Annotated in this window: 6 protein-coding genes and 2 pseudogenes; 4 read left to right on the top strand and 4 right to left on the bottom strand. The window is 69.6% G+C overall.

The window, feature by feature from the left end; all coding sequences use genetic code 11:
* Positions 1-923, top strand: a pseudogene (locus ABZ656_RS40225) (hypothetical protein); the annotation flags it as partial.
* Between the two features lie 10 nt (positions 924-933).
* On the opposite strand, the gene ABZ656_RS40230 reads toward ABZ656_RS40225, so the two are convergent.
* On the bottom strand, positions 934-1,830 hold the full coding sequence (locus tag ABZ656_RS40230; RefSeq protein ID WP_101401871.1) for a class I SAM-dependent methyltransferase: 897 nt from the start codon (positions 1,828-1,830) through the stop codon (positions 934-936).
* Positions 1,831-1,969: 139 nt separating this feature from the next.
* Here ABZ656_RS40230 and ABZ656_RS40235 point away from each other — a divergent pair, with 139 nt between their 5' ends.
* Positions 1,970-2,740: a phytanoyl-CoA dioxygenase family protein gene (locus ABZ656_RS40235; RefSeq protein ID WP_360275104.1), complete on the top strand. Its 771-nt coding sequence runs from the start codon at positions 1,970-1,972 to the stop codon at positions 2,738-2,740.
* A gap of 28 nt (positions 2,741-2,768) precedes the next feature.
* Here ABZ656_RS40235 and ABZ656_RS40240 read toward each other — a convergent pair whose 3' ends face one another.
* Together ABZ656_RS40240 and ABZ656_RS40245 are read right to left on the bottom strand one after the other, a co-directional pair.
* Positions 2,769-4,484 (bottom strand): glycoside hydrolase family 6 protein, encoded by a 1,716-nt coding sequence (locus ABZ656_RS40240; RefSeq protein ID WP_101401869.1) that lies wholly within the window; start codon positions 4,482-4,484, stop codon positions 2,769-2,771.
* Positions 4,485-4,656: 172 nt separating this feature from the next.
* Complete coding sequence (locus tag ABZ656_RS40245) at positions 4,657-6,129, bottom strand: cellulase family glycosylhydrolase (protein ID WP_360275107.1); 1,473 nt, start codon at positions 6,127-6,129, stop codon at positions 4,657-4,659.
* Positions 6,130-6,584: 455 nt separating this feature from the next.
* Between ABZ656_RS40245 and ABZ656_RS40250 the strand changes: the two genes are divergently transcribed.
* Positions 6,585-9,422, top strand: coding sequence for a glycoside hydrolase family 48 protein (locus ABZ656_RS40250; protein WP_360275131.1), 2,838 nt, complete (start codon positions 6,585-6,587; stop codon positions 9,420-9,422).
* A 235-nt stretch (positions 9,423-9,657) separates the two neighbouring features.
* Positions 9,658-10,602, top strand: a pseudogene (locus ABZ656_RS40255) (xyloglucanase); the annotation flags it as partial.
* 117 nt (positions 10,603-10,719) lie between these two features.
* Here the strand turns inward: ABZ656_RS40255 and ABZ656_RS40260 are convergent.
* On the bottom strand, positions 10,720-11,664 hold the full coding sequence (locus ABZ656_RS40260; protein WP_101403897.1) for a YafY family protein: 945 nt from the start codon (positions 11,662-11,664) through the stop codon (positions 10,720-10,722).
* Positions 11,665-11,686: the final 22 nt, after the last annotated feature.

Below are 11,686 nucleotides of genomic sequence, written 5' to 3' on the forward strand. Positions count from 1 at the left end.
CAGCCGATGGCGGGCACCGGCTCGCGGGCCGGTTCGGGAACCGCCTTCGGAGCAAGTTCGGAAACCTCGGGCACGGGGACGAAGGCCGGGCCTGGGCCGGGGCGGCGGCGGTGGTCCTCGTCACGGTGGCGCCGCTCGTCGTCCTGAGTACGCGGCAGTCGGATCAGGTGTCGTGGATCGGCAGGCCGGGCGCCGGAGCGCTCGCGGGGTTCGCGGGAACGACCGCCTTCGCCCTGGTCTGCGCGGCGATGTGCCGGAACACCACTTCGCGCGTACTCCGGGGCGTGCGGCTGCCCGTCCTCGCGCTCGGGCTCCTCGTCCTGCCCGCCCTGCTGCTCCTGCTGGTCTCGCTCGTCACACCCCTGTATGTGGACCGCTATGTGCTTTACGGCCAGAGCGGCACCGCCCTGCTGACCGGCGCGGCGCTGGACCGGCTCACCCGGGCCCGGCGGACCCGCACGGCGGCGCTGACCTGCGCGGGCATTGCCGTTCTCGCGCTGCTCCCCGTCACCCTGCAGCTGCGTGCACCGCAGAGCCGGGTCGACGACGTGGGCGCGATCGCCCGCGCCGTCGCCGAGGCCGGTGCGCCGGGTGACGGGGTCCTCTATCTGCCGGCGCGGCGCCGGGTGTGGTCCCTGCCCGACCCCGGATCCGTGCGCGGGCTGCGCGATCTGGCCCTCGACCGCGCACCCGCCGCCTCGCACACCCTGTACGGCAGCGAGGTTCCGGCACCGGTCATCCGCGCCCGCATGATCACGGCGACCCGTATCGTCGCCGTGAGCGATCCCGCGGGGCAGCCGCTCGACGCGACCCCCGGGGAGATCGTCAAACGGCGGGTCCTGGCCACGTACTTCGAGAAGTGCGGCACGCGCCGGGTCCAGGGCGCCCGGGTCACCGTGTACGCGCGCCCGGGGACGTGCTGACCGGCCGGAACTACTCCGGCTTCACCGCGACGTACATGGTGTGCGCCGTCAGCAGGAAGACGTCCGGCCGGTGGTACACGCTCGCCTTGTCGTCCGGGTCGAGGAGACGGTCGAGGATGGCGAGGTCGTCCGCGTCGAGGCCGGGAGCGAGGGCGTCGCGGCGGTGGGTGAGGGAGGTGACGACGAAGGCGCGCGTCTCGTCCGAGACCGGGGCGGGGAGGTCGACGAGGAAGGTGCGGGTCGCCGTGTGGCGCAGGCCGACGGCGGCCATCAGGGCGGGCCAGTCCTCCGTCTCTCGCACCGCTCCGGGCAGCTCGTCCCGCATCCGGCCGAACCACTCGTCGTGGACCGCGTCGACACGGGACTGAAGGCCGGGGCGGCCGATGCCGATCTCGCGCGGGAAGTAGCGCATGGGCAGGCCGCCTTCCATGAGGGCAAGGGTGCCGCCGGGCGCGAGGGCGCGCGCGAAACCGGCGAGCGCGGCGCGCTGGTCTCCCACGTGATGCAGGGACCTGCTCGCCCACAGAAGGTCGGCCGGATACTCCAGCTCATCGAGTCCGCCGCCGAGTTCGGCCCGCAGGGTACCGAAGCGGTCGCCGACGCCGAGCCGGTCGGCGCGGGCGCGGGCCCGCTCCAGCAGGGGTTCCACCTCGTCCACGGCCACGACCCGCGCCGCGGGGAAGGCGTCCGCGAGGAAACAGGAGATGACACCGGGGCCACTGCCCGCGTCCACGATCAGCCCGGTCCCGGACCGCTGATCCCGCAACCAGCCCGCCGCCTCGGTGTACTGGGGGCTGAAGAGCTCCGCCTCCTGCTCCAGCATGGGGATCATCTTGGCGAAGTCCATGTGGGTGTGGTCGTGCGCGTGCTGCGCGTTCTCCTGGTTGTGGTGGTGGTCGTGCGCCATGGTGGTCCGCCTCTCGTCCGGGTGCGTACACAGCCTGCTCCTCGGCTCTCGGAGACGGCCAACGATGTTGCGCGAACAGCAAAAACAGCGGTCGGAAAATCTGATGCGTCCGAAGCGGTCCGTCCCCGAGCATGGCCCCATGGACGACGAGATGGTGGAGCGGTTCCTCGAGGACGGGTTCGTGAAGATCGAGGGCGCCTTCCCGCCGCGCGTCGCCGAGAGCTGCGCCCGGCTGCTGTGGAAGGAGACGGGGTACGACCCGGACGACCCCGGCACCTGGAAGGACCCCGTGCACTGGGTGAGCAACATGGCGCAGGGCCCGTTCGCCGCCGCGGCCAACTCCCCCGCCCTGCACCAGGCCTTCGATCTGCTGGTCGGCGAGAGACGCTGGGAGCCGCGTTATGCGCTGGGCAGCTTCCCGCTGCGGTTCCCGCACGCGGAGGAGCCGGACGACGCGGGCTGGCACATCGAAGGGAGCTACCTCCCCGACGGCGAGACGCTCTACCACTCCAATCTCCGCTCTCGGGGCCGGGCCCTGCTGATGCTCTTCCTGTTCAGCGAGGTGACCGAGGCCGACGCCCCGACCCGTATCAGGGTGGGCTCGCACCTCGATGTGCCCCCGGTCCTGGAGCCGTACGGCGAGGCGGGGGCCTCGTTCCTCGAACTCGGCCCGAAGGTGGCCGAGGCCTCCGCGCACCGCCCGCACGCCCACGCCACCGGCCACCCCGGCGACGCATTCCTCTGCCACCCGTTCCTGGTGCACGCGGCGCAGCCGCACCACGGCACGCGCCCTCGTTTCATGGCTCAGCCGCCGCTGTATCCGGCGGTGCCCTACGAGCTGGAGCGGGCGGACGGCGACTACTCGGCGGTGGAGTTCGCGATCCGCCGGGGGCTGGCCCAGAAGGCCTGACCCCCGGCGGATCACCAGGTGGGGCGCCCTACAGCGGCGGATACGCGTTCGTCATCAGCTGCTGGAACTGCGCCGAGAACCAGTGCCCCGACAGCGGGGCGTTCGGCAGCGCGCCGGACATGTTGTTGTTGTTCCGGGGGTTGCCCGTATACGTCGGGTCGCACATCCGGTCGAAGCCCTTGCCCTCGTCGTTGGCGATGGCGGAGCTGGAGCCGTCGGACTCACCCGGGGGCTTCATCCACACATAGGCGTCGATCCCGGTGGTCGGGGAGGCCTGCGGGCGCTCACCGAGACCGGCACCGGCCTGGTTGCACCAGTTCCCGACGTGGATACGGCGGTCGTAGCGCCCGCCGTCGACGTAGGTGTCGACGCTGGTCGTCGCGCCGGGACCGGTGGGCCGGGCGGTGCCGCCCCAGCCGTTCCTGGAGGTGTCGATCAGCATGCCGATGCCGGAGTTGAAGCCGACCGACACGAGCTGGTTGCGGAAGGCCTGGGCGAAGGACAGCTCGTCGACATAACGGTTCCAGTCGACCCACTTGGACTGGCGGACGGAGGTGCCGTTCACCGTGTCGTCGATGGTGAAGTTGTTCTCCTTCAGGGCGCTGTAGTTCGCCGTGTTGGTGATGAACCCGGCGACGTCGTCGACCGTGGCGCCCTCACTGGTGGCCGCCTGCTTGAACAGGGTGGCGGACGGGGCGAAGTTGTCGTCCCAGCCGATCCAGCCGTGGTGGCCGGCGTCCAGGTAGTTGTAGACGTTCGGGATCGCGCCGAGCTTGGCGAGCGCGTAGCCCACGCCCTTCACGTAGTTGCCGTTGGCGAGCATGGTGTCGCACTGCGGGGTGGCGGTGGCCCGGCTGCCGGTGTTGGTGACGAGGTTCGGCAGCGAGTCGATCTCGATGGTCGTGACGATCCGCAGCGAGGCGTACTTGCTGTCCGCGAGGATCGCCGCGATCGGGTCGATGAACTGCGTCTTGTACTTGTCGATCTCCGTCGGGCCGAGCTCTCCGTTGGAGGCGAGGGCCGCGCAGTCACGTCCGGGCAGATCGTAGACGACCAGTTGGACGACCTCTTCGCCGCTGCCCTTCTGCGCGAGCGCCGCGTCGAGGTGGGCGCGCAGGCCCATGCTGCCGCTCGCCCCGTTGATCGCGGCGATCCGGTCGAGCCAGACGCCGGTGGGCTGGTTGGAGATCCGGCTGCCGCCGGTCTCGGCCGCCGCCTTCGCGGACCACTCCGGATTCACGTACACCTTGGCACCGGCGTACGGGTTGTCGACTCTCCCGGAGGGGTCACTGCCCCCTCCGCCGCCTCCGCCACCGCTGCCGTCGTCGACGTTGCAGGTCACCCCGTCGAGGGTGAAGGAGGTGGGCAGCGCGTTGGTGCCGCTGTAGGAGGCGTTGAAGCCGAAGCTGACCGAACCGCCGGTCGCCAGCGTCCCGTTGTAGGTCTCGTTGGCCGCGGTGACGGCGGTGCCGCTCTGGCTGATCTTCGCGTTCCAGCCCGAGGTCACCTTCTGGTTCCCGGCGTACGCCCACTTCACCGCCCAGGAGGTCTTGGCGGCGCTGTTGTTGGTGACCGTGACGGCGGCGGTGAAGCCGGTGTCCCACTGGTTCTGCACCTTGTAGTCGACGGTGCAGGGAATGGCGGCGATCCCGGCTGGGTCCGCGGGAACGGCCGCCACGGCGGTGCCCGAGGCACCGGCGAGCAGGACGAGCGCCCCTAAGAGCGCGGATTTGGTACGACTCATGAGTGCGGGTTCCCATCTCTTCTTGTGCGGGTGTCCGTTGACTTCTTGCGCGGGTGTGCGTCGGGTCCCTGCGCGGGTGTGCCTCTGATTCCTGCGCCGGTCATCCGTTGAGCGCGCGCACCGGTTATCCGTTGAGCGCGCGCACCGGTTATCCGTTGAGGGCGCGCACCGGTTATCCGTTGAGGGCGCGCAGGTGATCACGCAGCCCGACTCCGTACGACGTGGGAGTGCCGTCGTAACTGGAGATGAGGGAGGGACCGGAGGAGCAGTCCCAGGTGTTCCAGGTCCAGCCGAGGTAGGAGAGTCCCCGGTCGTCGAACCACTTCATCGCGGTGTCGATGAAGCCGTGGGAGCAGGTGTTCTCGCCGATCTCCCCCGCCACGAGCGGGACTTGGGCAGCCACCGGGGCGAGCGTCGAGTTCCAGCAGCTCTCACTGGCGCAGGTGTTGAAGTTGTAGGTGTGGAAGGCGGCGGCGAGGTTGCCCGTCGGATCGCTGGGCTTGTACGTCAGCCACTGGCTCAGGTCGTTGGAGTACGCGAGCCCGCCGGCCAGGATCAGGTTCCTGGCGCCGGTGCCGCGCACCGCGTCGACCAGGTCCTGCATCCCGGCCACCTCGTATCCGATGCCCGGGCAGGCGCCGCCGTCCTTCCAGCAGGCCCACGCCTGAGCGGTGGTGGAGGTCGCGCGGTCCGGGTAGGGCTCGTTGAACAGGTCGAAGGCGACGGCCTGGTCGTCCTTGAAGGTACTGGCGACCGAGGACCAGAACGCCGGGCTGTACTGCGCGTCCGGCATCGGCTTCTGGCAGGTGGCGTGCACGTCGGAGCAGCCCGCCGAGTTACCGGTGTACTGCCCGTAGTTCCAGTGCAGTTCGACGAGCGGGGTCATCCCGTGCGCCTCGACCTTGGCGACCAGGTCCTTGACCGCGGAGACGTAGTTGGCGCCCGCGTACTCCGGTTTGATGTCGGACAAGCCGAGCCAGCACTCCTCGTTGAGCGGGATGCGGACCGTGTTGGCCTTCCAGTCGGCGATCGCCTTGACCGAGGCGTCGTCGACCGGGCCGTCGAAGATGCCGTATCCCTGGACACACATGAACTCGCCGCCGGAGCGGTTGACGCCGAGGAGCCGCCGCGTCGTACCGTCGGCGTCGACGAGCTTGTTCCCGGAGACGCGCAGCTTGGGTGCCGTACCGGTCGTGGGCGGCGGATCCGTCGGGGTCGGCGACGGCTCCGTGTCCACGTTGCACGTCGTGCCGTTGAGCTTGAACGTCGTGGGTACGGCGTTGCTCCCCGACCACGAGGCGAGGAACCCGGCACTGACACTGGCCCCTGAGCCCAGCGAGCCGTTCCAGCTCTCGTTGGCCGCGGTGACCGTCGTCGCGGACTGGGACCACTTGGCGTTCCAGCCCTGGCTGACCTTCTGACCGCCCGTGAGGTCGAAGGTGAGACTCCAACCGCTGAGCGCGGCCATGTTGTTGGTGATCTTCACGGCGCCCTGGAAGCCGGTGTCCCACTGGCTCGTGACGGAGTAGTCCACCGTGCACGCGGGTGTGGCTCCTGAAGCCGTGACGACCGGCGCGATCGCGGTGCCCACGAGGGCGACCGCGGCGCCGACCACTAAAAGTCCTGAACGCGGAGGGTGTCGCATGAGCGACTCCTTGCAGCTCGGGCGCGTCGTGACGGACGCGTCGACTGATGGAACCGCTCCCACTGGTGCGGATGAAGTTAGCGCCATGTGCCGGTAAAGGACAGAGGCGTCGCACTGTTGATCAATCGAACAATTTCGACTCTTCAAGCACCTTGACCCCTTCGACCCCCCTCTCCAATATGGGAGCGCTCCCACTGGTTCAAGGCTTGTTGCTGCTCCGCCCCCCACTTCTCCGAGCCGCAAGGAGGAACCAGCACATGCACCCCAGCTCCAGAAGGAGAAGACGCGCATCTTCGTCCGGATCGCCTCCAGGGCGCCCCAGCCTGCGTCGAGAGCCCGATCGTGCTCACCCCTTCGGGCCGCCGCGCGTTCGGTCTCTCGACACAGGCGCGCTGCTACGACGATGGCGACGGCTGTGGACCGCCGGTGTGGCCGCTCTCGCACTTCCGCTCACGATGCTCGCGAACGGTTCAACTCCTGCTCAGGCGGCGGGAGTTCAGTGCAGCGTCGACTACAAGACCAATGACTGGGGCTCCGGCTTCACCGCGGATCTCACGCTCACCAACCGGGGCACCGACCCGATCAACGGCTGGACCCTGACGTACGACTACGCGGGCAACCAGACGCTGACCAGCGGCTGGAACGGGACCTGGTCGCAATCCGGCAGCACGGTCACGGCGAAGAACGCCTCCTGGAACGGGACGATCGCCGCCGGGGCAGCGGTCTCCACCGGCGCGCAGTTCACCTACAGCGGCACCAACACGGCGCCCGCCTCCTTCGCGATCAACGGCACCACCTGCACCGGCGCCCACCAGCCGCCGGTCACCGTGCTGACCAGCCCGGCCGCGGGCGCGGTCTACACGCAGGGCGACGCGATCCCGCTGGCCGCGACCGCGGCGGCCGCCGACAACGCGACGATCGGCAAGGTCGAGTTCTACGACGACACGACCCTGCTGGGCACGGACACCAGCTCCCCCTACACGCTGTCGACCTCCGGCTTGACCGTCGGCAGTCATTCGCTGGTGGCCAAGGCGTACGACAGCCTGGGTGCTGCCGCGGCGTCCACACCGGTCGGCATCACGGTCGCCTCGGGTCCCGCCGTGGTGGCCTCGCCGACCCAACTCGGCATCCAGCAGGGCAAGCCGGGAACGTTCGCCGTGCAGCTTTCGAAACAGCCGGCCGCGAACGTGACGGTGACGACCGCCCGTACGGACGGCAATACGGGACTGTCCGTCACCGGCGGCGCCTCGCTGACCTTCACCCCGGCCAACTGGAACACGGCGCAGAACGTCACCGTCACCGCCGACACCTCCGGGACCGGCGCCGCGACCTTCACGGCCTCGGCGACCGGGTACGCCAAGGCGACGGTCACCGTGACGGAGCTGGCCGCGTCGAAGGCGTACGACGCGCGCTTCCTGGACCTCTACGGCAAGATCACCAATCCGGCGAACGGCTACTTCTCCCCCGAGGGCATCCCCTACCACTCGGTGGAGACGCTGATCGTCGAGGCGCCGGACCAGGGTCATGAGACGACGTCGGAGGCGTACAGCTATCTGATCTGGCTGCAGGCGATGTACGGGAAGGTCACCGGCGACTGGTCCAAGTTCAACGCCGCGTGGACGACCATGGAGACGTACATGATCCCCACCCACGCCGACCAGCCGACGAACTCCTTCTACAACGCCTCGAAGCCGGCCACGTACGCACCCGAGCTGGACACTCCGAACGAGTACCCGGCCAAGCTCGACACGGGCGTCTCCGTCGGCTCCGACCCGATCGCGGCCGAGCTGAAGAGCGCGTACGGCACGGACGACGTGTACGGCATGCACTGGCTCCAGGACGTCGACAACGTCTACGGCTACGGCAACGAGCCCGGCAAGTGCGAGGCCGGACCGACCTCGACCGGACCGTCGTACATCAACACCTTCCAGCGCGGCGCGCAGGAGTCGGTGTGGGAGACCGTGCCGCAGCCGACCTGCGACGCCTTCAAGTACGGCTCCACCAACGGCTACCTGGACCTCTTCACGGGGGACTCCTCGTACGCCAAGCAGTGGAAGTACACCGACGCGCCGGACGCCGACGCGCGGGCCGTGCAGGCCGCGTACTGGGCCGACGTGTGGGCCAAGGCGCAGGGCAAGGGCGGCGATGTGTCCGCGACCGTCGGCAAGGCGGCGAAGATGGGCGACTATCTGCGCTACGCCATGTACGACAAGTACTTCAAGAAGATCGGCAACTGTGTCGGCCCGTCGACCTGCGCGGCCGGCACCGGCAAGGACGCCTCGCACTATCTGCTCTCCTGGTACTACGCCTGGGGCGGCGCGACCGACACCTCCGCGGGCTGGGCCTGGCGCATCGGCTCCAGCCATGTCCACGGCGGCTACCAGAACCCGCTGGCCGCGTACGCGCTCAGCTCGTACGCCGATCTGAAGCCCAAGTCCTCGACCGGTGCGGCCGATTGGGGTACCTCCCTCACCCGGCAGCTGGAGTTCTACCGCTGGCTGCAGTCCAACGAGGGCGCCATCGCGGGCGGCGCGACCAACAGCTGGGCGGGCCGTTACGCGACCCCGCCGGCCGGGACGCCGACCTTCTACGGCATGTACTACGACCAGCAGCCCGTGTACCACGACCCGCCGTCCAACCAGTGGTTCGGCTTCCAGGCCTGGTCCATGGAGCGGGTCGCCGAGTACTACCAGCAGACGGGCAACGCGAGCGCGAAGGCGATCCTCGACAAGTGGGTCTCCTGGGCGCTGTCCAAGACCACGATCAACCCGGACGGCACCTACCAGATCCCCTCCACGCTCCAGTGGTCCGGCGCCCCGGACACCTGGAACGCGTCGAGTCCCGGCGCCAACAGCGGACTTCACGTGACGGTCGCCGACTACACCAACGACGTGGGTGTGGCGGCCGCGTACGCCAAGACCCTGTCGTACTACGCCGCCAAGTCCGGCAACGCACAGGCGAAGACGACGGCGAAGGCACTACTCGACGGCATGTGGAACAACTACCAGGACAGCCTGGGCATCGCGGTCCCGGAGACCCGCGCCGACTACAACCGCTTCGACGACACGGTCTACGTCCCGAGCGGCTGGAGCGGCAAGATGCCGAACGGCGACACGATCAACTCCTCCTCGACCTTCACCTCGCTCAGGTCCTTCTACAAGAACGACCCGAACTGGTCGAAGATCGAGGCCTATCTGGCGGGCGGAGCCGCGCCTTCCTTCACGTACCACCGGTTCTGGGCCCAGGCGGACATCGCCCTGGCCATGGGCTCGTACGCGGAGCTTCTCGAATAGTCCCCGCCGGGCGCTCCGTGGGAAGGGCGGTACTTGAGCTGCGGGCCGGTTGTGGCCGGTCGCGCAGTTCCCCGCGCCCCTGGCGGGCGCGAGGCCCAGCACCGCGCCTCTCCGGGCGCCCGAAGCTCCGCGTGCGTGGTCCCGTCACCTGACGACGGGACCACCTCGCCGGGCGGCCCCCACCCGCACTGGGGGCCGCCCGGTCGTCACGCCCTCCTTCGGAGAGGACCCCACCGTGCGAAGAACCCGCATCCTCACCGCCGTACTGGCTCTCGCCGCCGGCCTACTGGCGGGCAGCCCGTCCGCCCTCGCCGCGAGCACCCCGACAACCGCGCTCGCCGCCGACACGTACACCTGGAAGAACGCGCGGATCGACGGCGGCGGATTCGTCCCCGGCATCGTCTTCAACCGCTCCGAGAAGAACCTCGCCTACGCCCGCACGGACATCGGCGGCGCCTACCGCTGGCAGGAGTCGACGAAGACCTGGACCCCGCTCACGGACTCGGTCGGCTGGGACCAGTGGGGCCACACCGGGGTGGTCAGCCTCGCGTCCGACTCCGTCGACCCGAACAAGGTGTACGCGGCGGTCGGCACGTACACGAACAGCTGGGACCCCGGCAACGGTGCCGTGCTGCGCTCCGCCGACCGGGGCGCGAGCTGGCAGAGGACGGACCTGCCCTTCAAGCTGGGCGGGAACATGCCGGGCCGGGGCATGGGTGAGCGCCTCGCGATCGACCCCGGCAAGGACAGCGTGCTGTACCTCGGCGCGCCCAGCGGCAAGGGTCTGTGGCGGTCCACGGACTCGGGTGTCACATGGTCGCAGGTGACCAACTTCCCGAACGCCGGCAACTACGTGCAGGACGCGTCCGACACCAGCGGCTACGCCTCCGACAACCAGGGAATCGTCTGGGTCACCTTCGACGAGTCGACGGGCACCTCCGGAAACGCCACGCAGACGATCTACGTCGGGGTCGCCGACAAGGACAACGCGGTCTACCGCTCGACGGACGGCGGCGCGACCTGGTCCCGGCTGCCAGGACAGCCCACCGGCTACCTCGCCCACAAGGGCGTCCTCGACGCCACGGACGGCTACCTCTACCTCGCCTACAGCGACAAGGGCGGCCCGTACGACGGCGGCAAGGGCCAGCTGTGGCGGTACGCGACCAGGACCGGGACCTGGTGCTGTGCGGGTGCTGCACGATGGTTACCTCCTGAGAGGACAGACTGCTTCTGTTCCCCCAGTCGCCGCCGTGTACGGAGGAGTTGCCGCCTTCAGGCATCTGTGTGCAAGGGCTCGCTACGCATACAGACGGGCCAGTGCCGCCACCGTGTGCGCGATGCGGTCCCGCAGTCCGGCGGGCTCCAGCACCTCGATCGCCGCGCCCAGTCGAAGGAATTCGTCGTGGGCCTGGTCGAGGGACTCGATGGGTACGGCGGCACGCGTCCAACCGTCTTGATCCGCGTGACCGTTGACCTCGACGGCTCGCGCCGCCGGACCGGTGAGTCGGGTTCCCGGGGCCACCCTGATCACTGCCTCGGCACGGTGCAGGCGGTCGTGGAACTCCCGTTGGTACGCAGTCCAGTACGCGGCCAGGTCGAACGCCTCCGGGCGGCTGAACTCGTCACCGGTGGCGCTGAGTTCGAGGATCTGGTCGACGCGGTACGTACGCGGTCCGGGGCCCGCGACGACGTACCAGCGGCCTGCCTTCAGAACCAGGCCGTACGGCTCCAGGCGGCGCCGCACATCCGTTGGCTCGCGCCAGCGGCGGTACAGGACGTTCAGCCCCCGCGCGTTCCAGACGGCGTCGGCGACGGCGGGGAGGTACGGGGTGTCGTCGGCGTCCGCGTACCAGCCGGGGGCGTCCAGGTGGAAGCGGCCGCTGATCCGGTCGGCGTGCTTGCGCAGCTCGCGCGGGAGGGCGGCACGCACCTTCAACTGAGCGGCGGCCAGGACCGGGCCGAGGCCCAGCTCGGCGGCGGGGCCGGGGACGCCGGCGAGGAAGAGGGCCTCGGCCTCCCCCTCCGTGAGGCCGGTGAGACGGGTGCGGTAGCCGTCGAGGAGGCGGTAGCCGCCGGCGTGCCCGGCATCGCCGTACAGCGGGACGCCCGCCGCGCTCAGCGCCTCCACGTCCCGGTAGACCGTGCGCACCGAGACGTCGAGCTCCTCGGCGAGGTCGGCGGCGGTCATCCGGCCGCGGGTCTGGAGCAGCAGGAGGATCGAGACGAGCCGGCTGGACTTCACTGACACAGGATGTCAGTGAAGT

It is taken from the genome of Streptomyces sp. NPDC007095 (assembly GCF_040634475.1).
GTDB lineage: Bacteria > Actinomycetota > Actinomycetes > Streptomycetales > Streptomycetaceae > Streptomyces.

What these genes read in the sequence shown, in the direction of transcription:
- ABZ656_RS40230 (WP_101401871.1), bottom strand. Translation starts at nt 1,830, where the DNA reads ATGGCGCACGACCACCACCACAACCAGGAGAACGCGCAGCACGCGCAC.
- ABZ656_RS40235 (WP_360275104.1), top strand. Translation starts at nt 1,970, where the DNA reads ATGGACGACGAGATGGTGGAGCGGTTCCTCGAGGACGGGTTCGTGAAG.
- ABZ656_RS40240 (WP_101401869.1), bottom strand. Translation starts at nt 4,484, where the DNA reads ATGAGTCGTACCAAATCCGCGCTCTTAGGGGCGCTCGTCCTGCTCGCC.
- ABZ656_RS40245 (WP_360275107.1), bottom strand. Translation starts at nt 6,129, where the DNA reads ATGCGACACCCTCCGCGTTCAGGACTTTTAGTGGTCGGCGCCGCGGTC.
- ABZ656_RS40250 (WP_360275131.1), top strand. Translation starts at nt 6,585, where the DNA reads ATGCTCGCGAACGGTTCAACTCCTGCTCAGGCGGCGGGAGTTCAGTGC.